This window comes from Streptomyces sp. NPDC059785 (genome assembly GCF_042732375.1).
Classification (GTDB): Bacteria; Actinomycetota; Actinomycetes; order Streptomycetales; family Streptomycetaceae; genus Streptomyces.
This window is the reverse complement of sequence record NZ_JBHWHV010000060.1, coordinates 39621-60780: the sequence shown is the minus strand read 5'-3', so window position 1 is coordinate 60780 and position 21160 is coordinate 39621. Positions and strand designations below refer to the sequence as shown.

Below are 21160 nucleotides of genomic sequence, written 5' to 3'. Positions count from 1 at the left end.
GCTGCCCACGCTGCCCCTCGCCTGCCCGGGGACCGGACCGCGGCCCCCGCGACCGGCGTGCGGTCGCGGGGGCCTCGGGTGCGCCCTGGGAGCGAAACTCAGCCCTTGCGGGTCTTGATCTCCTCGGTGAGCTGCGGGACGACCTCGAAGAGGTCGCCGACCACGCCGTAGTCGACCAGGTCGAAGATCGGGGCCTCGGCGTCCTTGTTGACGGCCACGATGGTCTTCGAGGTCTGCATGCCGGCCCGGTGCTGGATCGCGCCGGAGATGCCGGAGGCGATGTACAGCTGCGGCGAGACGGACTTGCCGGTCTGGCCGACCTGGTTGGAGTGCGGGTACCAGCCGGCGTCCACCGCGGCGCGCGAGGCGCCCACGGCCGCACCGAGCGAGTCGGCCAGGTTCTCGATGAGCGAGAAGTTCTCCGCGCCGTTCACGCCACGGCCGCCGGAGACGACGATCGCGGCCTCGGTCAGCTCCGGACGCCCGGTCGACTCGCGCGGGGTGCGCCCGGTGACCTTGGTGCCGGTGGCCTGCTCGGAGAAGGACACCTCCAGCGCCTCGACCGCACCGGCGGCCGGGGCGGCCTCGACGGCGGCGCTGTTGGGCTTGACCGTGATGACCGGGGTGCCCTTGGAGACCTTCGACTTGGTGGTGTACGAGGCGGCGAACACCGACTGGGTGGCCACCGGGCCGTCGTCGCCGGCCTCCAGGTCGACGGCGTCGGTGATCAGGCCGGAGCCCAGGCGCAGCGCGAGACGGGCGGCGATCTCCTTGGCCTCGGCCGAGGACGGCAGCAGCACCGCGGCCGGGGAGACGGCCTCGTGGGCAGCCTGGAGGGCGTCGACCTTCGGCACCACCAGGTAGTCGGCGAACTCGGAGGCGTCGGCGGTCAGCACCTTGACCGCACCGTGCTCGGCGAGCACGGCGGCGGTGTCACCGGCGCCTGCGCCGAGGGCGACGGCGACCGGCTCGCCGATGCGACGGGCGAGCGTCAGCAGCTCCAGGGTGGGCTTGCGGACGGCACCGTCCACGTGGTCGACGTAGACGAGAACTTCAGCCATGGGACTTCTTCTCTCCTGCTTAACGAAGTTGAGGGGCGGGCAGCGACTGCTGGGCTCAGATGAACCTCTGGCCCGCGAGGCCGTGTCAGACGAACTTTCGCTCCGCGAGGAAGGCGGCGAGCTGCTTGCCGCCCTCGCCCTCGTCCTTCACGATCGTGCCGGCGGTGCGCGCCGGGCGCTCGGCCGCGGAGTCGACCGCGGTCCAGGAACCCTCGAGACCGACCTCGTCCGCGTCGATCTCCAGGTCCTCCAGGTCCCAGGACTGCACCGGCTTCTTCTTGGCGGCCATGATGCCCTTGAACGACGGGTAACGGGCCTCACCGGACTGGTCGGTCACCGACACGACCGCCGGCAGCGAGGCCTCGAGCTGCTCGGAGGCGGCGTCGCCGTCCCGGCGGCCCTTGACCGTGCCGTCCTCGACGGAGACCTCGGAGAGCAGCGTCACCTGCGGCACGCCAAGACGCTCGGCCAGCAGGGCCGGGACGACGCCCATGGTGCCGTCGGTCGAGGCCATGCCGGAGACCACCAGGTCGTAACCGGCCTTCTCGATCGCCTTGGCCAGCACCAGCGAGGTGCCCAGGGCGTCGGTGCCGTGCAGATCGTCGTCCTCGACGTGGATCGCCTTGTCCGCGCCCATCGACAGCGCCTTGCGCAGCGCGTCCTTGGCGTCCTCGGGACCGACGGTGAGGACGGTGATCTCCACGTCGTCGTCGGAGTTCTCGGAGATCTGAAGGGCCTGTTCGACCGCGTACTCATCGAGTTCCGAGAGCAGACCGTCCACGTCGTCACGGTCGACGGTCAGGTCATCGGCGAAGTGCCGGTCGCCAGTGGCGTCGGGCACGTACTTCACAGTGACAACGATCCTCAAGCTCACGCCGGCTCTCCTACTGCATCGTCATTTCAGGGCTGCGTTCCACCAGGCAGCATAGGCGCCTGAAGCGGCCGACCCCGGTCGGGGCGGCCCGCGCTCCGAACGAAATATTACTCGTCAGTACATCCACTATCTGCCCGCTAAGCAAGCGCTTTGAACTGTGACCTTGCCAACGCTGCGTAACCGCTGCGCTCACCCGGCACGACGGCCACGCGCGCACCGGCGGTCAGGGACGGGAACCTGCGGAGCCGGCGGTTCACCGGTCGCGAAGTCCGTTGTAGCGGCCCTGGTGGTAGAGCAGCGGGAGTCCGGCGCCGGAGTCGTCGCCGAGGGCGGCCTCGGCCAGCACGATGCGGTGGTCGCCGGCGGGCACGCGCGCGGTGACCCGGCACACCAGCCAGGCGAGTACGCCGTCGAGCACGGGCACGCCCTCGGGGCCCTCGCGCCAGCGCGTGGGTTTTCCGAAGCGGTCGGCGCCGCTGCGCGCGAAGGTCGCGGCGAGGCCCTGCTGGTGCTCGCCGAGTATGTGCACGCCGACGTGTTCCGCCTCGGACAGCGCGGGCCAGCTCGAGGCGCCGGTGCCGACCCCGAAGGAGACGACCGGCGGCTCGGCGGAGACGGAGGCGAGCGAGGTGGCGGTGAAGCCGACGGGGCCGCGGGGGCCCTGCGTGGTGATCACGGCGACCCCCGCGGCGTGCTGCCGGAAGACGGAGCGCAGGAGGTCGGCGGAGGCGGGGCGGTGGCTGCGGAGGTCGGGCGTGGCCGTCATCGGGTGTCCTTCTGCCGGGCGGGAACGAGCGGGTCCGTGGCTGCCGTGGCTGCTCAACGGCCCGGACAGCGCGCACTCGCGGTGCGGGCCAGGTCCACGTGGACGCGCTCGAAGAGAAGGGGTTCCCGGGGCATACGGTCAGACTGACGATAGGTGGTGCGTACAGTCAAGTACGGTCCGTCATCTGGAAGCGATGTCGCTTGTGACCTGCGCGCACCCGCGCCGCGTGGGCTCACACCGCTTCCCCCAGCGCGGCGATCACGTCCGCCTTGCGCGGCCGGCCGGTCGCGCGGCGCACGATACGGCCCTGTGCGTCGAGCACCAGCACCGTGGGCGTCTTGAGAATGTCGAGCTCCCTGACGAGGGCGAGCCGGTCCTCGGCGTCGATCTCCACGTGCGAGACGCCGGGGACCAGGCCGGCCACCTCGGCGAGCACCCGCCGGGTGGCCCGGCAGGGCGCGCAGAACGCGCTGGAGAACTGCACGAGGGTGGCGCGCTCGCCGAGCGCCTCGCCCAACTGCTCCGCGCCGAGCCGTTTCCCGTCGTCCCGCCCGCGCACCCGTACTCTCCCGCTCCGCCGCCGATGCAGCACTCCGAAGGCGCTCGCCGTCGCGAGCACCGCTGCGCACACCACAAGTCCGGTCATCGTCACTTCGCACGTCCGGTCATCGTCGGTTGCAGCATTCACGAGACCGCAATGATTCCCGGCGCCGGACATCCCGGTGGATACGGAATGCTTGATTCATGGATATCGACGTCAGGGGGCCGCGGTTCGGTGCGGCCGTGACGACCGCCGTACTCGCGGTCGTACTGATCACCGGCAGCGCCTGGCTGCTGGCCTGGCAGACGCTGGCCTTCGCGCTGGGCGCGGCGGGCGGCGTGGCCCGCTCCCCCTACGGGCTGCTCTTCCGCAGGCTGGTGCGTCCCCGGCTCGGGCCGCCGACGGAGTTCGAGGCGCCCGAGCCGCCGCGGTTCGCCCAGGTCGTCGGCTTCGTCTTCGCCGTGACCGGACTGGCGGGTTACGCGGTGGGACCGCAGTGGCTCGGCCTCGCGGCCACGGCGGCCGCGCTCGCCGCGGCGTTCCTCAACGCCGCTTTCGGGTACTGCCTCGGCTGCGAGACGTATCTGCTCCTACGCCGGACGACGGTGCGGGCGGGGCAGCGGACGGAGTAAAGGACGGGGAAAACACCGAGGTCGATCACGCAGTCGACGTGACGAGGATCTCGCCGTTCACAGGCACCAGGGGTGGTCCCCCGGGCGTTCTTGGGGCACGATCTGCGCAATGCCGTAAACCTACGGCTGCGTAACTTCCCGCCGGGAACCCCCTTCCCAGGCAGAGAGAAGGGTCCACCCCGTCCATGGCAGAGCTTGTCTACCGTCCCGTCGTCGGTTTCGCCCGCACGCTGTTCAAGGTCTGGGACCTCAAAATCGACTGCCGGGGATCGGAGAACATTCCGCGCTCGGGCGGTGCCGTGCTGGTGAGCAACCACATCAGCTATCTGGACTTCGTCTTCGACGGTCTGGCCGCGCTGCCGCAGAAGCGCCTGGTGCGCTTCATGGCGAAGGAGTCGGTGTTCCGGCACCGGATCTCCGGTCCGCTGATGCGCGGCATGAAGCACATCCCGGTGGACCGCAAGCAGGGCGAGGCGGCGTACGCGCACGCGCTGGACTCGCTGCGCTCCGGCGAGATCGTGGGCGTCTTCCCCGAGGCCACCATCTCGCAGTCGTTCACGCTGAAGAGCTTCAAGTCGGGCGCCGCGCGCCTGGCCCAGGAGGCCGGTGTCCCGCTGATCCCGATGGCGCTGTGGGGCACGCAGCGGCTGTGGACCAAGGGCCACCCGCGCAACTTCAAGCGCAGCCACATCCCGATCACGATCCGGGTCGGCGAGCCGGTCGAGGCGCCGGGCGACCAGTACGCGGGCGCGATCACCCGCCGCCTGCGCGAGCGCGTCCAGGAGCTGCTCGAAGCGGCCCAGCGCGCCTACCCCGTACGCCCCAAGGGCCCGGACGACACCTGGTGGATGCCCGCCCACCTGGGCGGCACGGCCCCGACGCCGGAGCAGGTGCGGGCGGCCGAGGCGAACTGAACGACGGCGCCGGGGTACGAGCGCACGGCTCACGCCGCTCGGGCCCCGGCCCGGACACCCGCTACGGGCAGAGCGCGCCGGGGAGGGTCTTCCACAGGTGCGGTCGGTCCGGAGCGTCTTTGAGCGCTCGCAGCACGGCCGGGTGCGGTTCGGCGTACAGGACCGGGTAGTCCATCTCGCTGGACTCCGGATCGGGGATCCAGGCCAGCCGCTCGCCCGTCAGCGAGAACTGCGCGTCGACGCCCGGCTTGTTGCCGCGGGGGTCCTGCCGGTGCCAGGCCCCGTTGAACCGCACGGCCACCAGCCCGTGCACCGCGAGCGCGCCACCCTCGTCGTCATCCAGCAGCCGCTGGTAGCACAGCGCCGTCGGGATGTCCTCCGCGCGCAGCAGCGCGGCCAGCGCGTGCGCCTTGGCGTAACAAATGCCGGTACGCAGCTCCAGCACGTCGGAGGCGCGCCAGGTGACCCGCGCGTCCCCGACGTCCTGCGAGTGCGGAATCTCGTCGCGTACGTACTCGAAGGCGGCCCGCGCATAGGCATACGAGTCGGCCGCACCGCGAGCAAGCCGCGCAGACACCTCGCGCACGACCGGATGGTGATGGTCGACGACCTCGTCAGCGGCCAGATACGCGGACAGGTCGGATGTTTCCTGGATCAGCTCCATGACCGCAGAGCTTAGGAAGTGAACGATCCCTGCGTCAATCAATTTACGTTGCAGTGCATAGCTATGCATTCAGTCCTCGGCGAGCGATCTGTCGGTGAGATGTCGGTGAGGTGTCGGTGGCGACTGCGACCTTGAGGGAGCAGGCGCCGCCCAGGAGGGGGCGCCCCGAGAGCAAGGAGCCCGCCGTGTCTTCCGCTTCCCAGAACCGGCCGTGGGACGTGCACCGGCTGCCGTCCGCCGCCGGCCTGACCGTCCTGGTCACCGGCGGCAACGCCGGCATCGGCTACTTCGTCGCCGAGCAGCTCGCCGGGGCGGGAGCCGACGTCGTACTGGGCAGCCGGACCCCGGCCAGGGCCGAGGCCGCCGAGGCCTCGATCCGCTCACGCGTGCCCGGCGCCCGGGTGCGGCACCTGCGTCTCGACCTCGCCGACCTGCCCTCCCTGGAGACCGCCGTACAGGCCCTGGACCTCGGTCACCTCGACGCGGTGGTCCACAACGCCGGGGTCGCCTTCGACGATCCGCCGCGCCGGGAGAGCAAGGACGGCCATGAGCTGATGTTCGCCACCAACCACCTCGGCCACTTCGCGCTGACCCGGTGGCTGGCCCCGCTGCTGGCCGCGGCGCCCGCGGGCCGCGTCGTGACAGTGGGCAGCTTCGCGGCCCGGTCCGAGCGCCTCGACCTGGACGACCTCCAGTCCCTCCGGGACTACCGGCCCAAGCGGACCTACGGCCGGTCGAAGCTGGCCCAGATGTCCTTCGGCTTCGAGCTCGACCGCCGCCTGCGGGCGGCAGGCAGTCCGGTGCTCAGCGTGGTGGCCCATCCCGGCGGTGCGCTGGACTCGCTCACGCCCTCCCGCCCGCAGGTGCACGAGACGACCGCCGGCGAGCGGCTGCGGGGCCTGCCCGCGGGCCTGCTCGTCCAGGGCAAGTACGCCGGGGCGTGGCCCATCGTGCGGGCCGTCCTCGACCCGGGCGTGCAGGGCGGGCAGTTGTGGGGACCCAGGGTCTTCGGCCTGCGCGGCACACCCCGGGCCGAGCCGGTCCCGCCCCACATGGCCGACCCCGGCGTCGCGGCCCGGCTGTGGACCGCGAGCCGCGACCTGACCGGCACCGATCCGGAACTCGGCTTCCGGAGGCGATAAGGCGACGGAGGCGACAAGCCGACAGGGGCGGCAGAGGCGGCAGAGGCGACAACGGTCACCCGGCGTCGCGGCGTCCGGCCGACGCGCCGACCGCCGCCGAGCGCGCTTTCTAGCGCGCCATCTCTTCCTTCAGCGCCACCACGAACGCGTCCACGTCGTCCTCCGTCGTGTCGAAGGCGCACATCCAGCGGACGTCGCCCGCGGCCTCGTCCCAGAAGTAGAAGCGGAAGCGCTTCTGGAGGCGTTCGGTCACGTCGTGCGGCAGGCGTGCGAAGACCGCGTTGGCCTGGACCGGGTGGAGGATCTCCACGCCGTGGACGGCGCGGACGCCCTCGGCGAGCCGCTGGGCCATCTCGTTGGCGTGGCGGGCGTTGCGCAGCCACAGGTCCTTGGCGAGCAGCGCCTCCAACTGCACGGACACGAACCGCATCTTGGAGGCGAGCTGCATGGACAGCTTGCGCAGGTGCTTCATATGCCGCACGGCGTCCTGGTTGAGGACGACGACGGCCTCGCCGTAGAGCGCGCCGTTCTTCGTCCCGCCCAGGGAGAGCAGGTCGACGCCGACGGCGTTGGTGAACGTCCGCATCGGGACGTCGAGGGCGGCGGCGGCGTTGGCTATGCGGGAGCCGTCGAGGTGCACCCGCATCCCGTGGCCGTGGGCGTGCTCGCAGATCGCCCGGATCTCGTCCGGCGTGTAGAGCGTGCCGAGTTCGGTGCTCTGGGTGATCGAGACGACCTGCGGCATCGCGCGGTGCTCGTCGTCCCAGCCGTACGCCTGCCGGTCGATCAGCTCGGGGGTGAGCTTGCCGTCGGGCGTGGGGACGGTGAGCAGCTTCAGGCCGCCCATGCGCTCGGGGGCCCCGCCCTCGTCGACGTTGATGTGGGCGCTCTCCGCGCAGATCACCGCGCCCCAGCGGTCGGTGACCGCCTGGAGCGCGACAACGTTGGCGCCGGTGCCGTTGAACACCGGGAAAGCCTCGGCCGAGGCGCCGAAGTGGCTGCGGACGATCCGCTGGAGGTTGGCCGTGTAGTCGTCCTCGCCGTACGCCACCTGGTGCCCGCCGTTGGCCAGGGCCAGGGCGGCGAGCACCTCGGGGTGGGCGCCGGCGTAGTTGTCGCTGGCGAAGCCGCGGACGTCCGGGTCGTGGTGCCGCCGGGCTGCCGTTTTGGGGGGATTCGAGGGATTCACGGCTTCTCGGTCAGCCACAGACGGTTTCCGTTCACTTCCGCGGCGGGCTTGTCCCAGACGCCGGCCACGGCCTCGGCCAGGTCCTCGACGTCAGTGAAGCCCGCGAACTTCGCTTTCGGGCGCTCGGCGCGCATCGCGTCGTGCACCAGTGCCTTCACCACCAGGATCGCAGCCGCCGCACGCGGCCCGTCCTCGCCCCCCGCCTTGCGGAAGGCGTCGGCCATGGCGAGCGTCCAGGCCTCGGCCGCGGCCTTGGCGGCGGAGTAGGCGGCGTTGCCCGCGGTCGGTTTGCTCGCCCCGCTCGCGCTGATCAGCACGTAGCGGCCGCGGTCGCTGCGCAGCAGTCCCCCGTGGAAGGCGAGCGAGGTGTGCTGCACCGTGCGGATCAGCAGCTTCTCCAGCACGTCCCAGTCGGCGAGGTCGGTGTCCGCGAAGTTCGCGCTGCCGCGCCAGCCGCCGACCAGGTGGACCAGGCCGTCGACCCGTCCGAAGTCCTTCTCGATGCGGCCGGCCCAGTCGCGGGCGGCGCGCGCGTCGAGCAGGTCGACGGTGTCGCCGACGACGGTGGCGCCGCCGTGCGCGTAGCGCGCCGCGTCCACGGCCTCCGCGAGCCGTTCGGGATCCGCGTCGGAGCCGACGACCACCGCGCCCGCCTCGGCGAGCCGCAGCAGTGCGGCCCGCCCGGCCGGGCCGCCGGCGCCCGCCACCGCGATCACCGCGCCGTCGAGCGCACCACCGTTGGGCTGGACCATCGTCTCTGCCTCCTGCACGTCGTCGGTGCGGGCGGTCATGCGGCGGCCCGCTCGGCGCTGCCCCTGGTGATGCCCCGGGTGCCCGCGATCACTTTCTTCAGCTTCTTGGCGAGCGCCTCGTAGAACATGCTCAGCGGAAACTCGTCGGGCAGCACGTCGTCGACGAGCTTACGCGGGGGCAGGGTCAGGTCCAGGGCGTCCGGGCCCTTGGCCCAGCGGGAGCCGGGGTGCGGGGCGAGGTAGGTGGAGACCAGCTCGTAGCCGGCGAACCAGTGCACCAGCTTGGGGCGGTCGATGCCGTCGCGGTAGAGCTGCTCGATGTCGGCGCAGAGCTGGTTGGTGACCTGCGGGGCGCGCTGCCAGTCGATGTGCAGCGTGTTGTCGGTCCAGCGCACCACGTCGTGCTTGTGCAGGTACGCGAAGAGGAGCTGACCGCCGAGCCCGTCGTAGTTGCGGGTGCGCTCACCGGTCACCGGGAAGCGGAACATCCGGTCGAAGAGGACCGCGTACTGCACGTCGCGGGCCTGCGGTACGCCGTCCGCCTCCAGTTCCACGGCCTCCTTGAAGGCGGTGAGGTCGCAGCGCAGCTCCTCCAGGCCGTACATCCAGAACGGCTGGCGCTGCTTGATCATGAACGGGTCGAAGGGCAGGTCGCCGTGGCTGTGGGTGCGGTCGTGGACCATGTCCCAGAGCACGAACGCCTCTTCGCAGCGCTTCTGGTCGCCGACCATGCCGCGTACGTCCTCGGGCAGGTCGAGGCCGAGGATGTCCACGGCGGCCTCGGTGACCCGGCGGAAGCGGGCGGCCTCGCGGTCGCAGAAGATGCCGCCCCAGCTGAACCGCTCGGGGGCCTCGCGCACGGAGATGGTCTCCGGGAAGAGGACGGCCGAGTTGGTGTCGTAGCCGGCGGTGAAGTCCTCGAAGGTGATGCCGCAGAACAGCGGGTTGTCGTAGCGGGTGCGCTCCAGGTCGGCCAGCCACTCGGGCCAGACCATGCGCAGCACGACCGCTTCGAGGTTGCGGTCGGGGTTCCCGTTCTGCGTGTACATCGGGAAGACCACCAGGTGCTGGAGGCCGTCCTCGCGGCGGGCCGCCGGCTGGAAGGCCAGCAGCGAGTCGAGGAAGTCCGGCACCGCGAAGCCCTCGTCCGCCCACCGGCGCAGGTCCTTGACCAGCGCCTCGTGGTAGGCCGCGTCGTGCGGCAGCAGCGGTGCGAGCTGCTCGACGGCGTCTATGGCGCGGCGTACGGCGAGATCCGCGTCGGACGCGTCGGGGGCGCCCTCCGCCGCGAAGTCGATCGAGCCGTCCTTGGACTGCCAGGGCCGGATCTCCTCCACGGCATCCTTGAGAACGGGCCATGCCGGGTGCTCGACCACCCGCCTCGGGGAAGGAATCCGCTCCTCCTGGCCCACCTGCACAAGAATTTCCGTCATGTCCCATCCTCCACGGGAGAACCTCGCGTAAGGACACCGTATGCAGGCGCGACAGGTCACCACAAGTAGAGGTTCGGAAGATTATCCTGTGCGACCCCCGCATTCACCGCTCTTTTTCCTGTCGGACACCGCAGAAGTCAGGACTTCCTCTCTGCATCGCAGGGTCGTGCGGGGCACCGGCGGCAGCTCACGTCCGCCGGGGACCACGCCGCACACCGCGTCGGCACCGCGCCGGTCGACCGCCCCGCTCGACCGCCCTGCTCTCCCGCCCGGTCAACCGCCTCGGTCAACCGCCCCGGGAATCGCCCACCCCGGGGTGACACGCCCGGGTCCCGCGGTGCCGACGTGCCTTGCGGGACACCCGTACCGGCCCGGGTACGGGCGGGTACAACGCGGCGGCGGTCCGGTTAGGCTGCGGCCCTGCCGCGTGGGTGCCCGTCCGTCCCGCGCGGGACCCGAGCCGCCGTCGACGGAAGCGAGTTGAACCTTGAACTTCCTCACCATCGGTCATCGCGGGGTGATGGGTGTCGAACCCGAGAACACCCTCCGTTCCTTCATCGCCGCCCAGCACGCGGGCCTCGACGTGATCGAACTCGATCTGCATCTGAGCAAGGACGGCGCCCTCGTCGTCATGCACGACGCCGACGTGGACCGTACGACCGACGGTTCGGGACCGATCGCCGAGAAGACCCTCGCCGAGTTGCGCGCCCTGGACGCGGGCAACGGGGAACGGGTGCCCGTCTTCGAGGAGGTGCTGGACGCCGTACGGGCGCCCCTTCAGGCGGAGATCAAGGACGTGGCGGCGGCGCGGGCGCTCGCCGAAGTGATGCACCGGCGGGATCTGGTCGGCCGGGTCGAGGTGATCTCCTTCCACGACGAGGCGCTCGCGGAGATGTCCCGCCTGGTCCCGGGCGTGCGCACCGCCCTGGTCGCCAGCCGGTACGGCACCGACGTCGTCGACCGCGCGGTGGCGGTCGGCGCCGCGACGCTGGTCCTGAACATCCGGCGGCTGACCCTGGAGATCGCCGAACGCGCCCGGAAGGCCGACCTGCGGATCATCGGCTGGGTGGTCAACACCCAGGACCACCTGAGACTGGTCCGCGCCCTGCAACTGGACGGCGCGACCACCGACTACCCCGAGATCAAACGCACGGGCCGGTTCACCGCCTGAACCGCGGGCCGTGGGCCGTGGGCCGTGGGCCGTGCTGCGTGAGCACTACACCAGCGGCTTGACCAGCGGCTTGACCAGCAGCTCGAAGCACAGGTCGTCCCGGCGCGGCACGCCGAAGCGCTCGTCGCCGTACGGGAAGGGTGTCGTCCTCCCCGTACGGCGGTAGCCGCGCCGCTCGTACCAGGCGATGAGGTCCTCCCGTACGGAGATCACCGTCATGTGCATCTCCGTGACGTCCCAGAGCTCGCGCGCGCGGCGCTCCGCCTCCGCGATGATCACCTTGCCGAGGCCCGCGCCCTGGCGGGCCGGGCTCACCGCGAACATGCCGAAGTAGGCGTGGTCGCCGCGGTGCTCGAGCTGGCAGCAGGCGACGACGGCGCCGTCCCGCTCGACCGTCAGCAGCCGACTGTCCGGCGCCTCGATCACCGCGAGCACGCCCTCCGGGTCCGTCCGCTGCCCGTCGAGGATGTCCGCCTCGGTGGTCCAGCCCACCCGGCTGGCGTCCCCGCGGTAGGCGGACTCGATCAGCGCCACGAGGGCGCCGACGTCGGCGGCGGTGGCGTCGCGGAACGTGAGTCCGTCGGTGACGGTGGCGGTGGGGGTGGCGTCGATGCGAGTGGCCGCGGTGTCGGTGGGCGCCGGGGTGTCGACGGGGGCTGAGGTCTCCATGGGGGCGGTTCTCCGTTCTGTGGCGCGGCTCGGCCACTGGGCAGCGTAATACTCCCCTAGGCTGCGGGTGCATGGTGCATGTACTGAGCAGCCGGACGTTGTTGCGTCCCACCGATCCCGACCGTTCCCGGGCCTTCTACGGCGAGCAGCTCGGCCTGGCCGTCCACCGCGAGTTCGGCACCGGGCCCGAGCGCGGCACCGTCTACTTCCTCGGCGGCGGTTTCCTCGAGGTCTCGGGCCGCTCGGACACCCCGCCGTCGCCCGCGCTGAAGCTGTGGCTCCAGGTCGCGGACGCGGCCGCGGCGCACGAGGAGCTGACGGCGGCCGGCGTCGAGATCCGGCGCCCTCCGGTCAAGGAACCCTGGGGACTGATCGAGATGTGGATCGCGGACCCGGACGGTACGGAGATCGTGCTCGTGGAGATCCCGGGCGACCACCCGCTGCGCTACCGGCCGGGTATCTGACGCGGCCGACGCCGCCCGGTTCGCGCGCGGGACCACTGGAACGGGCCCCGCGCGCGGGCCGGGCGCGGCCGACCGGTTCCACACCACGCTGTTCGGCCGGCGCACCGAGACCGACCCGCGGCGGCCGGCCGGCGGCTACACCGTGGCGCGACTCGGCACGGAGGCCGTCGCGGCACTCGCCCCGGCGGAAGGGGCCTCCCGGCCGGAGGGCGACTCCCGGCCGGTCGGGTGGAACGTCACCTTCTCGGTGACCGACGCGGAGCCGCAGTGGAGCGTCGACGGCGCAGACTTCGGCGGCATGGTCGCCATGGACGACGGCTTCCCGCCGGACGTGCCTCCGCACTGGCTGCCGTACTTCGCCGTGGCCGACGTGGACATCACGACGCGCGCGGCGTCAGCCGTGGGCGGCACCGTACTGATGCAGCCCACCTCCGTCCCGGACGGCCCACGGATCGCAATCCTCAAGGACCCACAAAGCGCGGTGTTCGGCATTCATGTGGCGGGCGGAGGAGCTGGAGCCGGGCGGACGGAGGAGCTGGAGCCAGACGGACGGAGGAACTGCAGCCGGGCGGGAAGCTCAGGCGCGCGGGCCGCCCAGTCTGCCTTCGAGCTGGCCCAGCAGGTCGCCGAGGAGCGCGGCGAGTTGCCGCTGCCGGTCCGGGCCGATGCCGGACAGCACCGCCGTCTCGTACGAGAGCTGGTCGGGCAGGATGCCGTCGACGAGGTCGCGCCCTGCGTCGGTCAGCCGGACGTGGGCGACTCGGCGGTCCCGGGTGTCGCCGCGGCGCTCGACCAGCCCGCGCTCGGCGAGCTGCTTGAGGCGCTTGGTGACGGCGGCGCCCGAGGAGAACGTCTCGCGGGCGAGTTCGCCGGGCGTCAGCTCGTGGCCGGTACGCCGCAGGGTGCCGAGCACGTCGAACTCGGGGCGGGTGAGCCCGGCCCGGCGCAGCGGGGCGTCCTCGGCCTGTTGCAGGAGGGCGGCGCTGCGGTTGATCCGGCCGATGATCTCCATGGGCCCGGTGTCCAGCTCCGGGTGCACCTTGCGCCACTGCCCCACCACAACACCGAGCGTGTCCACGGGCACGGCCCCGCCCCACGCGGCCCGAGGCACCTCTTCGCCACCCGCCGCCGTTCCGGCACCGGTGTCCGCCGGAGGCACCACGTCCGCGAGGCCCGCCGGATCAGGCACGTCGCCGCGGTCCGCCGCCACTGCCGCCTCGGCGCCCGCCGCCGGACCGAGCGCGTCATCGCCGGCCGCCGCCACTCCCGGCTCAGCGCCCGCTGCCGCTCCAGCCCCGGCGCCCGCCGGGAGTGGCGTGTCCGCGGGGGCCACCGGGCCCAGCCCGGCAGCGCCAGTCGCCACCGGCCCCGACCCGGCGCCCGCCGCAGGCATGGCACCCGCAAACGCCGCCGGGGCCGGTCCGGCGGCGCCGACCGCCACCGGTTCGGACCCGCCGTCCGTCGCCGGCTCCACGTCCGCGGGCGTCGCCGGACCAGGCGCGACACGGCGGTCCGCCGCCACTCCCGGCTCAGCGCCCGCTGCCGCTCCGGCCCCGGCGCCCGCCGGAGGTACCCCGTCCGCTGAGGACCCCGGGCCCGGCTCCGTAGCGCCGTCCGTCGTCGGACCGGACCCGGTGTCCGTCGGAGGCCGCCCCGCCGCCGCGGGCGCCGTCGAACCCCGACCGGCTTCGCCGCTCCCCGCCGGTTCGGACCCGCCGTCTGCCGCGGGCGTCGCCGGGGCCGGGGCGGCGGTGTGATCGTCGCCCGTGTTGCGGGGCGCTGCGGGTTCGTCTTCTGGCGTCATGCCTCCGCGTCCTCCAAGGAGTGCCGTCCCTGACGTCGTACCGTCGCCGCGAGCGTACGGTGTGCGGCCTGCTCGGTGAGCATCACCCGTTCCTCGGGCAGCGCACGCTGCCACCACTCGCCGGCCGCGGCGTCGGCCGTGGCCCGCAGGTCGACGACGGCGGCGGCCAGGGCACGGTGCGCCGACACCAGGGCGCCGGAGGTGCCGGCTCCCGACCCCAGGGCGCCAGAGGTGCCGGCTCCCGTCGCCAGGACGCGGGCCGCATGCTCCCGGGCGCGTTCGACGGCCTCGATGGCCGACTCGATGCGGTCGCCGGCCCGCCGGTTCGTGACGGCGATCGCGGCGACGAAGCCGACCAGCGCGCCGACGAGGGTGTCCACCACCCGGTCGGTCATCAGCTCCCCGGCCTGCTGCGGCCGGGCGAACTCGGTGATGAGCAGCGCCATGGGGGTCACGCAGATGCTGCCGAGCCAGTAGTTGCGGCCGATCAACGCCTCGGCGCCGAAATTGAAGGCGAGGCAGCACAGCACGAGGGCCGTCTGCCCGACGTGGGCGAGCGGGACGACGGCGGCGAAGACCAGCACCCCGATCAGGTTGCCGACGACGCGCTGGACGCCCCGGTTCCAGGTCAGCGTGACGTTGGCCTGGTAGAGCGAGGCCGCGGTGACCAGGGCCCAGTAGGGACGGCCGATGCCGAGCGCCAGCGACACGTACCCGGCGAGGGCGCAGCCGATCAGCGTGCGCAGCGCGATGGGGCCCAGCGGGCCGAGCCGCGCGGCCAGTGAGCGCGCGGGGCTGTCGAGCTCGGCCGCCACGCCGACCAGTTCGCCGTCGGCCGGTTCGGGCACCTGCGGGACGGGGCCCGTGCCGCGCACATCGCGGGCCCAGGCGCGCAGCCGCTCGGGGTCCGCGTCGGCGGGCGCCGCGATCGCGACCTCGGCACGGACCACGAGCCGTTCGAGCGCGTGCCGGGTACCGGCGCGGGCCCCCCGGGCGCCGGTGGACAGCAGCGACTGCCAGGCGGCCTGCACGGCGGCGGCCGCGGCGGCCCGGCCGCGGGCGTGGCCCTCGCCGGTGCCCCGGGTGTCCGCGAAGGCTGCGGCCGCGTTCAGGGCGTGCGCGGTGGCCCGCCGCTCCGGCCCGTGCGGGCGGACCAGACCGGGCACCATGCAGACGACCCAGGACCAGACGCCGGCGGCGAGCGCGAGCGCCAGGTGCCCGGGGATCTGCCCGGGGGTCTGCGGGGCGAAGAGGGAGGCGGAGGTGATGAAGGCCAGGACCACATGGGCGGGCGGCCCGAGCCGGGTCGCGTCGCACAGCGTCTTCTGCGCGGCGGCCAGCAGCGCGCCGACGGTGACCAGTACGACGGAGTTCGTGGTGAGCGAGGCGGTGACGAGGGCGACGGCCAGTCCGCCGACCATGCCGAGCACCACCCAGACCAGGACGCGGGCCCGGGCGGCGTACGGGCGGTTGTGGGCGTAGAGCGCGCACAGGGATCCGGCCATCGTGTACATCGCCAGGTCGAGGCGGCCGAGCGCGAGCAGCAGCAGGTTCGGCGGACCGGCCGCGGCGACGGCGCTGCACGCGGGCTTGAACCAGATGTCGGAGGGCCGGCCGAGGCGCAGCGCTCCGGCGAGCGGCAGTCGGCGGACGGATCGGGAAGCGGGGGACGCACTGCTCATACCCATAAGCTTAACAGGTGTTTTACTCGTAAAAGATATCGCGAGCTCCGCCACTGCCAAGCCGCTGACCTGCGGTGCACGCCTGTACGCTCCCCCGCTTGCACCCTTGCGCTCGCGTGCGCGCCGCGCGGCCGGGGCATGCCCTGACCGACCGGCCGGCGGACCGGAAGACTGGGATGACCGGCTGACCGGATCCCCGGTCCTGACCGGCCGACCGGCCGACCGGCCGAGAGCGTCGAGCGGGGAGGTGCGCGGTGCACGGACCGGCTTCGCCCGGATGGCTGCTCGTCGCGCTGTGCGCGGCGACCGGCGCCTACTGCCTGCTGCGGATGCGCAGCGCGCTGGAGGAACAGCGGCGTACCGCGGGGGGCGAGGCCCTCATGGGCTTCGGCATGGCGGCGATGGCCGTCCCCGCGGCGGTGGCGACGCCGCCGCGCTGGACCTGGCTGGTGTACGCGACCGTGTTCGGCGCGGCGGCGCTCCGCGCGCTGTGGGCCGCGCGCACCGGCCCCTGCCATCTGCACCACTCAATGGGCGCCGCCGCGATGGCGTACATGGGCGGAGCGATGGCCGCGGCGCCCGGGCACCACGGGCACGGCGGTTCGGGGACGCCGCTGGTGACGGGGGCCCTGCTGCTCTACTTCACCGGGTTCGTCCTGTGGGCGGGGGCCCGGCTGCTGCCCGTCACGGCCGTCGCGGCCGTCCCGGTGCCGCAGGGCGGGACGCTCGGCTGGGGCGACCGCCCGGAGGTCGCACGGGCATGCCGGCTGTCGATGGGAATCGCGATGGTCGCGATGCTGCTGACCCTCTGAGCGGAACGGCGACGCGGGCCGCGGCACAGAGCGGTGGCGCGAGCTGTGGCCCGAACCCGTGACGCGGAACAGCGGCACGGACCGCGACGCGAAACCGCGCTACGAGCCGGGGCGCGGAACAGCGATACGGGCCGTGATGCGTAACGGCGGTACAGCCCATCGTGCGAAACCGTGGTGTGCGTCACTTGCCGCCGCAGGTCGTATCCAGCGGCACGCACCCCTCATAGGCTGCACCCCATGATGCTCCCCGCGGCACTGTTGCTGCTCGGCGCCCTGACCGCCGTCGTCGCCCCGCGGCTGCTCGCCCGGGCCGACTGGCCGGATCGAGAGCCGGTGGTCGCGCTGTGGGTGTGGCAGTGCGTGGTGGCGGCCGTCCTGCTGTGCTGCGTGCTGTCGATGACGCTGAGCGCGGCCGCCGCCTGGGCCGCGGTGCGGGGCCATGTCTTCGCTCCGGCACCGCACTCGGTCGTGGACGCCTACGCCCTGCACACCGGCGACTCCTGGGCCGCCGCGACCGCCGTGGCCCTGGCCTGCGGCGGACTGTGGACGGCGACGATGCTGGCCCGCGAGATCGTACGGGCCCGGACGCGCCGTCGGCGGCGCCGGGCCGAACTCCTGGTCCGGGCGCCGTTGTTGCCCGGTGAGGAGCCCGGTACCGACCGTCTCGTGGTACTGGAGGGCGAGCGTCCCGACGCGTGGTGGCTGCCCGGAGCCGCGCCGCAACTCGTCATCACCACCGCCGCGTTGCGCCGGCTCAAGGGGCGGCGGCTCGATGCCGTGCTCGCCCATGAGCAGGGGCATGCGCAGGCGCGGCACGACTGGCTGCTGCACTGTTCGGCGGCGCTGGCGGGCGGCTTCCCGCAGGTACCGGTGTTCGCCGCCTTCCGCGACGAGATGCACCGCCTGGTCGAGCTGGCCGCCGACGACATGGCGTCCCGCCGCTTCGGCCGCCTCACCATCGCCCTGGCCCTGGTGGAACTGAACGAGGACCGCGGTGTGTTCGGTCCCTGCCCGGCCCAGCACGCGCACGTGCCGCAGCGCGTGCACCGGCTGCTGACCCCTCCGGACCGGCTCCCCGCCGCCCGCCGGCTGCGCCTGACGGCCGCCGCGGCGCTGGTCCCGGTGGTCCCGGTACTCGTGGCCTTCGTGCCGGGGCTGCGGGCGCTGGGCTAGGGCCGGCCACTCCGACCGCGCCGCCCCCGCTCCCGCCCATCTCCGCCCTCCTCCGTTCACTTTCCGGCATCCGGCCGTTGGCCTCGCCGTCCCCGTATGTTGGCGTTCGGGCCCGGGTGTCGGCGAGGATCTGCGTATGCACTCGCCGCCCACCGACTCACCGTCCCGCACGCCCTCCCCACGGGCCGTGGCGCCCGCCGCGCTGGTCCTGGCCGCTGCTTGCGTGGTGCTTCTGCTGCTGGTCGCCTTCTCCTGGGGGCCGCTGATCACGCTCGACGCCGACATCGCACGCGCCACGCACCGCTGGGCCGTCGACGAGCCGGCGCTCACCCGCGTGTTCCGCATCCTGTCGGACTGGGTGTGGGATCCGGCGACGATGCGTCTGCTGTGCCTGGCCGTCGCCGGGTGGCTGGGGTGGCGGCACGCGGCGTGGTGGGCGGCGTTGTGGCTGCTGGTCACCTGCGCGGTGGGCACCGTGCTGCAACAGGGCCTGAAGGCCGCCGTCGACCGTCCGCGTCCGGTCTGGCCCGACCCGGTGGACACCGCCCACTACTCCGCCTTCCCCTCCGGCCACGCCCTGACGGCGACCGTGGTCTGCGGACTGCTGCTCGGCGTGCTCCGCCATCACGGGGCCGGGCCCGTCCTGTGGCGTACGGCGGTCACCGTGGCCGTCGTCTCCGTGGTGGGCGTCGGACTGACCCGGGTGTGGCTGGGCGTCCACTGGCCCTCGGACGTCGTGGGCGGCTGGCTGCTCGGCGCGCTGGTGGTGACACTGGCGGTGGCGGCGTACGGGCGGTGGGTCCGGGCCCCACGGCCCTGACCTCGGGCCGGGGCGGCCCGGACTCGCGGCAGCGGCACGCGACGCCGGCCCGCCCCGAAGCGAGTCCGCCCCGCCCGGGAAGCCAGCACCGCCCCGCCCGGGAAGCCCGGGCCACCTCCGGACCACCCCCGGTCCGCCCCGGACCACCCCGGACCTCCCCGCCCGGGAAGCCCGGACCACCTCCGGACCACCCCCGGTCCGCCCCGGACCACCCCGCCCGGGAAGCCCGGACCACCTCCGGACCACCCCCGGTCCGCCCCGGTCCGCCCCGGACCTCCCCGCCCGGGAAGCCCGGTCCGCCCCGGACCACCCCGGACCACCCCGGTCCGCCCCCGGTCCGCCCGTCAGGCGTTCTTGACGGGTGCGGGGGCGCCCCGAAGGATCAGCCGGTATGACGATCAAAGCCGCGCTCTTCGATTTCTCCGGCACTCTCTTCCGTATCGAGTCCGCCGAGTCCTGGCTGCGGGCGGTGCTGGCGGAGACCGGTATCGCCCTGTCCGAGGGCGAGCTGACGCGTGCGGCACGGGAGCTGGACGCGGTGGGCGCGCTGCCCGGCGGGGGTTTCCCGTCCCGGCCGGTGCCCGGGGAACTGGCCGGGATATGGGACGAACGCGACCGCAGCGCCGCCCTCCACCGGGCCGCCTACACCGGCCTCTCCCGGCAGGTGCCGCTCCCCGATCCCCGGCTGCACGACGCGCTGTACGACCGGCACAGCACACCGGCGGCCTGGACCCCGTACCCCGACGCGCGTGACGTGCTCGCGGCGCTGCGCGAGCGCGGCGTCGCGATCGGCGTGGTCAGCAACATCGGCTGGGACCTGCGCCCGGTCTTCCGCGCGCACGGCCTCGACGCCTACGTCGACACGTACGTGCTGTCGTACGAGCACGGCATCCAGAAGCCCGACGCGCGGCTGTTCGCGACGGCCTGCGCGGCGCTCGGGGCGGACCCCCGGGAGACGGTGATGACCGGGGACGACCGCCGTGCGGACGGTGGCGCGGCGGCGCTGGGCTGCGCGGTGCACTTCGTCGACCATCTCCCCGCGGCCCAGCGTCCGGACGGCCTCCGCCCGCTGCTCGACCTGGCCGGCTGACGAACGGCGCGGCCCCGGTACGCCGGACGCGGCAGCCGGCGCCCGGCGGAATGCCGTAGCGGCCCCCGCACGGCCCGGCCCCGAACCCCCGGCCCGGTTCTCGCACGGTCCGGCCCCGTACCCCCGGCCCGGTTCTCGCGCGGCCCGGCCCCGAACCCCCGGCCCGGTTCTCGCGCGGCCCGGCCCCGAACCCCCGGCCCGGTTCTCGCACGGCCCGGCCCCGAACCCCCGGCCCGGTTCTCGCACGGTCCGGCCCCGTCCCCCCGGCTCAGCTCTCGTACTGCTCGACCTGGGCCGTGGGGCGGGCCCTCGCGTCGTCCGGGTTCTCGCCGAACTCGGTCTTCGCGCGGCGCTGTCGCAGCAGGTCCCAGCACTGGTCGAGGCCGCGTTCCAGTTCGGCGAGCCGGGTGCGCTCGGTGGCGGTGTCGATCGTGCCGGCGGCCACCGCGTCGCGCAGTCGCCGCTCCTCGTCCACCATCGCGGTGATGCTCTCCAGGATGCGGTCCTGGTTGCGGTCCATGTCCGGGCACCTCCTCCAGCCTCTGTGGGGTTTCCTGCCCACCCGCCCACTCCAGGAAGGGTCCGGCTCGACTGCGACAGCGGCAGGAGCAAGGTCGGGGACAAGGGCGGGGACAAGGGCGGGAACAGCGGCGATGCCCCGCCGTCCGCCCTGGACGATCCCCCGCGTCGCCCAGGGCGGACGGCGGCCGGGCGGACCCGCGCAAGGGCTTGGCCCGGACACGTTGAGTATAATTGGCTGGCAGCCAGTCAACGCAGGAGTTACAGCATGTCCCCGCGCAGCGCCTCGGTCAATGAAGAGTTGCGACGACGTTCCCGGGAACGGCTTCTGCAGGCCGCGGTGGAGCTCGTCCGCGAGCGCGGTTTCGAGGCGACGACGCTCACCGACATCGCGGACCGCGCGGGTTCGGCGCGGGGCCTGGTCTCGTACTACTTCCCCGGCAAGCGGCAGCTCCTTCAGTCGGCGGTGCACCGGCTGATGCACCGCACCCTGGAGGAGGCGCTGGAGCGGGAGCCGTGCACCGAGGACGGCCGGGAGCGGATGGCGCGCGCGATCGACGCGATCCTGGGGCTCACCGTGGACCATCCGGTCCTGATGCGCCAGCACATGGCGGGGCTGTTGCAGGCGCAGGGGTTCGTGCAGTGCCCGGAGCAGCAGCGGCTCGCGGAGCTGCTGCGGGAGACCGTCGCCCGGCACGGTTCGCCGGACGCCGCCACCGACTATCCGATGCTGCGGGCGCTGCTGATGGGCGCGGTGTACGCGGCTCTGGTGCCGGGTGCGCCGATGCCGGTCCCGGTGCTGCGGGCGGAGCTGTTCCAGCGCTACCGGCTCGACCTGGCCATGGGCGCCCCGCCGGCTGCCGGAACAGCCGACGGGGTGTGCGACGTGGACCTGTCACGGTTCTTCGCGACCGGCAGCCTCGACGCGGACGAACCGAGCCGTCCGGGCCGGCCGAAGTAACGCGCATCGGTCGTCACCCGAAGCGGT

At 73.2% G+C, this 21160-nt stretch carries 22 protein-coding genes and 1 pseudogene; 11 read left to right on the top strand and 12 right to left on the bottom strand.

Features of this window, described 5'->3' with window-relative positions:
* Positions 1–98 precede the first annotated feature (98 nt).
* The 4 genes from ACFV6E_RS34170 to ACFV6E_RS34155 all read right to left on the bottom strand — a co-directional run bounded on the left by ACFV6E_RS34170 (position 99) and on the right by ACFV6E_RS34155 (position 3347).
* Complete coding sequence (locus ACFV6E_RS34170; protein WP_385173376.1) at positions 99–1061, bottom strand: electron transfer flavoprotein subunit alpha/FixB family protein; 963 nt, start codon at positions 1059–1061, stop codon at positions 99–101.
* Between the two features lie 85 nt (positions 1062–1146).
* Positions 1147–1935: an electron transfer flavoprotein subunit beta/FixA family protein gene (locus ACFV6E_RS34165; protein ID WP_385173374.1), complete on the bottom strand. Its 789-nt coding sequence runs from the start codon at positions 1933–1935 to the stop codon at positions 1147–1149.
* Positions 1936–2188: 253 nt separating this feature from the next.
* Positions 2189–2701, bottom strand: a complete 513-nt coding sequence (locus tag ACFV6E_RS34160) for a flavin reductase family protein (RefSeq protein WP_385467000.1) — start codon at positions 2699–2701, stop codon at positions 2189–2191.
* A 232-nt stretch (positions 2702–2933) separates the two neighbouring features.
* Entirely contained in the window at positions 2934–3347 is a 414-nt protein-coding gene (locus ACFV6E_RS34155; RefSeq protein ID WP_385173367.1) for a TlpA family protein disulfide reductase, read from the bottom strand.
* A gap of 98 nt (positions 3348–3445) precedes the next feature.
* Between ACFV6E_RS34155 and ACFV6E_RS34150 the strand changes: the two genes are divergently transcribed.
* Both ACFV6E_RS34150 and ACFV6E_RS34145 read left to right on the top strand, forming a co-directional pair.
* Entirely contained in the window at positions 3446–3874 is a 429-nt protein-coding gene (locus ACFV6E_RS34150) for a DUF4395 domain-containing protein (protein ID WP_385173364.1), read from the top strand.
* A 185-nt stretch (positions 3875–4059) separates the two neighbouring features.
* A complete protein-coding gene (locus tag ACFV6E_RS34145; RefSeq protein ID WP_385173361.1) occupies positions 4060–4788 on the top strand; it encodes a lysophospholipid acyltransferase family protein in 729 nt (242 codons plus the stop codon).
* Between the two features lie 61 nt (positions 4789–4849).
* On the opposite strand, the gene ACFV6E_RS34140 is transcribed toward ACFV6E_RS34145, so the two are convergent.
* The gene (locus ACFV6E_RS34140) at positions 4850–5452 is read right to left on the bottom strand and encodes a transglutaminase domain-containing protein (RefSeq protein WP_385466997.1); all 603 of its coding nucleotides are present in this window, start codon (positions 5450–5452) and stop codon (positions 4850–4852) included.
* Positions 5453–5637: 185 nt separating this feature from the next.
* Here ACFV6E_RS34140 and ACFV6E_RS34135 point away from each other — a divergent pair, with 185 nt between their 5' ends.
* Positions 5638–6594 (top strand): SDR family NAD(P)-dependent oxidoreductase, encoded by a 957-nt coding sequence (locus ACFV6E_RS34135; RefSeq protein WP_385173356.1) that lies wholly within the window; start codon positions 5638–5640, stop codon positions 6592–6594.
* A 109-nt stretch (positions 6595–6703) separates the two neighbouring features.
* Here ACFV6E_RS34135 and ACFV6E_RS34130 read toward each other — a convergent pair whose 3' ends face one another.
* The 3 genes from ACFV6E_RS34130 to ACFV6E_RS34120 are packed head-to-tail and all read right to left on the bottom strand — an operon-like array spanning position 6704 to position 9968.
* A complete protein-coding gene (locus ACFV6E_RS34130; RefSeq protein WP_385173354.1) occupies positions 6704–7783 on the bottom strand; it encodes a threonine aldolase family protein in 1080 nt (359 codons plus the stop codon).
* On the bottom strand, positions 7780–8574 hold the full coding sequence (locus ACFV6E_RS34125) for an SDR family NAD(P)-dependent oxidoreductase (protein ID WP_385173351.1): 795 nt from the start codon (positions 8572–8574) through the stop codon (positions 7780–7782). The genes ACFV6E_RS34130 and ACFV6E_RS34125 overlap by 4 nt, the downstream gene beginning before the upstream one ends.
* Positions 8571–9968 carry a DUF6421 family protein gene (locus ACFV6E_RS34120; protein WP_385173348.1) on the bottom strand — a complete coding sequence of 466 codons (1398 nt, stop codon included), beginning with the start codon at positions 9966–9968 and terminating at the stop codon, positions 8571–8573. Before ACFV6E_RS34120 ends, ACFV6E_RS34125 begins: the two co-directional genes overlap by 4 nt.
* A gap of 487 nt (positions 9969–10455) precedes the next feature.
* Between ACFV6E_RS34120 and ACFV6E_RS34115 the strand changes: the two genes are divergently transcribed.
* Positions 10456–11139 carry a glycerophosphodiester phosphodiesterase gene (locus tag ACFV6E_RS34115; protein WP_385173345.1) on the top strand — a complete coding sequence of 228 codons (684 nt, stop codon included), beginning with the start codon at positions 10456–10458 and terminating at the stop codon, positions 11137–11139.
* 45 nt (positions 11140–11184) lie between these two features.
* Here the strand turns inward: ACFV6E_RS34115 and ACFV6E_RS34110 are convergent, their stop codons facing one another.
* The gene (locus ACFV6E_RS34110) at positions 11185–11808 is read right to left on the bottom strand and encodes a GNAT family N-acetyltransferase (protein ID WP_385173342.1); all 624 of its coding nucleotides are present in this window, start codon (positions 11806–11808) and stop codon (positions 11185–11187) included.
* A gap of 71 nt (positions 11809–11879) precedes the next feature.
* Here ACFV6E_RS34110 and ACFV6E_RS34105 point away from each other — a divergent pair, with 71 nt between their 5' ends.
* Together ACFV6E_RS34105 and ACFV6E_RS34100 are read left to right on the top strand one after the other, a co-directional pair.
* The gene (locus tag ACFV6E_RS34105) at positions 11880–12272 is read left to right on the top strand and encodes a VOC family protein (RefSeq protein ID WP_385173339.1); all 393 of its coding nucleotides are present in this window, start codon (positions 11880–11882) and stop codon (positions 12270–12272) included.
* Between the two features lie 64 nt (positions 12273–12336).
* Positions 12337–12777: pseudogene (locus ACFV6E_RS34100) on the top strand (hypothetical protein); the annotation flags it as partial.
* Between the two features lie 72 nt (positions 12778–12849).
* Here the strand turns inward: ACFV6E_RS34100 and ACFV6E_RS34095 are convergent.
* Both ACFV6E_RS34095 and ACFV6E_RS34090 read right to left on the bottom strand, forming a co-directional pair.
* Entirely contained in the window at positions 12850–13383 is a 534-nt protein-coding gene (locus ACFV6E_RS34095) for a MarR family winged helix-turn-helix transcriptional regulator (protein ID WP_385173379.1), read from the bottom strand.
* Between the two features lie 689 nt (positions 13384–14072).
* Positions 14073–15758 carry an FUSC family protein gene (locus tag ACFV6E_RS34090; protein ID WP_385173336.1) on the bottom strand — a complete coding sequence of 562 codons (1686 nt, stop codon included), beginning with the start codon at positions 15756–15758 and terminating at the stop codon, positions 14073–14075.
* A 254-nt stretch (positions 15759–16012) separates the two neighbouring features.
* Here ACFV6E_RS34090 and ACFV6E_RS34085 point away from each other — a divergent pair, with 254 nt between their 5' ends.
* The 4 genes from ACFV6E_RS34085 to ACFV6E_RS34070 all read left to right on the top strand — a co-directional run bounded on the left by ACFV6E_RS34085 (position 16013) and on the right by ACFV6E_RS34070 (position 19653).
* On the top strand, positions 16013–16570 hold the full coding sequence (locus tag ACFV6E_RS34085) for a DUF5134 domain-containing protein (protein WP_385173334.1): 558 nt from the start codon (positions 16013–16015) through the stop codon (positions 16568–16570).
* A 237-nt stretch (positions 16571–16807) separates the two neighbouring features.
* Positions 16808–17743, top strand: a complete 936-nt coding sequence (locus ACFV6E_RS34080) for a M56 family metallopeptidase (protein WP_385173331.1) — start codon at positions 16808–16810, stop codon at positions 17741–17743.
* A 136-nt stretch (positions 17744–17879) separates the two neighbouring features.
* Positions 17880–18563 (top strand): phosphatase PAP2 family protein, encoded by a 684-nt coding sequence (locus tag ACFV6E_RS34075; protein WP_385466994.1) that lies wholly within the window; start codon positions 17880–17882, stop codon positions 18561–18563.
* Between the two features lie 391 nt (positions 18564–18954).
* The gene (locus ACFV6E_RS34070) at positions 18955–19653 is read left to right on the top strand and encodes an HAD family hydrolase (protein ID WP_385173327.1); all 699 of its coding nucleotides are present in this window, start codon (positions 18955–18957) and stop codon (positions 19651–19653) included.
* A 268-nt stretch (positions 19654–19921) separates the two neighbouring features.
* Here ACFV6E_RS34070 and ACFV6E_RS34065 read toward each other — a convergent pair whose 3' ends face one another.
* Positions 19922–20173 (bottom strand): DUF2630 family protein, encoded by a 252-nt coding sequence (locus ACFV6E_RS34065; protein WP_385173792.1) that lies wholly within the window; start codon positions 20171–20173, stop codon positions 19922–19924.
* A 267-nt stretch (positions 20174–20440) separates the two neighbouring features.
* On the opposite strand from ACFV6E_RS34065, the gene ACFV6E_RS34060 reads away from it, so the two are divergent.
* Positions 20441–21133: a TetR/AcrR family transcriptional regulator gene (locus ACFV6E_RS34060; protein ID WP_385173795.1), complete on the top strand. Its 693-nt coding sequence runs from the start codon at positions 20441–20443 to the stop codon at positions 21131–21133.
* Positions 21134–21160: the final 27 nt, after the last annotated feature.

Bases quoted from the DNA above. Each gene is read 5' to 3' on its own strand.
- ACFV6E_RS34160 (WP_385467000.1), bottom strand. From the start codon at position 2,701: ATGACGGCCACGCCCGACCTCCGCAGCCACCGCCCCGCCTCCGCCGAC.
- ACFV6E_RS34105 (WP_385173339.1), top strand. From the start codon at position 11,880: ATGGTGCATGTACTGAGCAGCCGGACGTTGTTGCGTCCCACCGATCCC.
- ACFV6E_RS34075 (WP_385466994.1), top strand. From the start codon at position 17,880: ATGCACTCGCCGCCCACCGACTCACCGTCCCGCACGCCCTCCCCACGG.
- ACFV6E_RS34110 (WP_385173342.1), bottom strand. From the start codon at position 11,808: ATGGAGACCTCAGCCCCCGTCGACACCCCGGCGCCCACCGACACCGCG.
- ACFV6E_RS34145 (WP_385173361.1), top strand. From the start codon at position 4,060: ATGGCAGAGCTTGTCTACCGTCCCGTCGTCGGTTTCGCCCGCACGCTG.
- ACFV6E_RS34125 (WP_385173351.1), bottom strand. From the start codon at position 8,574: ATGACCGCCCGCACCGACGACGTGCAGGAGGCAGAGACGATGGTCCAG.
- ACFV6E_RS34070 (WP_385173327.1), top strand. From the start codon at position 18,955: ATGACGATCAAAGCCGCGCTCTTCGATTTCTCCGGCACTCTCTTCCGT.
- ACFV6E_RS34080 (WP_385173331.1), top strand. From the start codon at position 16,808: ATGATGCTCCCCGCGGCACTGTTGCTGCTCGGCGCCCTGACCGCCGTC.
- ACFV6E_RS34155 (WP_385173367.1), bottom strand. From the start codon at position 3,347: ATGACCGGACTTGTGGTGTGCGCAGCGGTGCTCGCGACGGCGAGCGCC.
- ACFV6E_RS34120 (WP_385173348.1), bottom strand. From the start codon at position 9,968: ATGACGGAAATTCTTGTGCAGGTGGGCCAGGAGGAGCGGATTCCTTCC.
- ACFV6E_RS34150 (WP_385173364.1), top strand. From the start codon at position 3,446: ATGGATATCGACGTCAGGGGGCCGCGGTTCGGTGCGGCCGTGACGACC.
- ACFV6E_RS34065 (WP_385173792.1), bottom strand. From the start codon at position 20,173: ATGGACCGCAACCAGGACCGCATCCTGGAGAGCATCACCGCGATGGTG.
- ACFV6E_RS34060 (WP_385173795.1), top strand. From the start codon at position 20,441: ATGTCCCCGCGCAGCGCCTCGGTCAATGAAGAGTTGCGACGACGTTCC.
- ACFV6E_RS34140 (WP_385466997.1), bottom strand. From the start codon at position 5,452: ATGGAGCTGATCCAGGAAACATCCGACCTGTCCGCGTATCTGGCCGCT.
- ACFV6E_RS34090 (WP_385173336.1), bottom strand. From the start codon at position 15,758: ATGAGCAGTGCGTCCCCCGCTTCCCGATCCGTCCGCCGACTGCCGCTC.
- ACFV6E_RS34170 (WP_385173376.1), bottom strand. From the start codon at position 1,061: ATGGCTGAAGTTCTCGTCTACGTCGACCACGTGGACGGTGCCGTCCGC.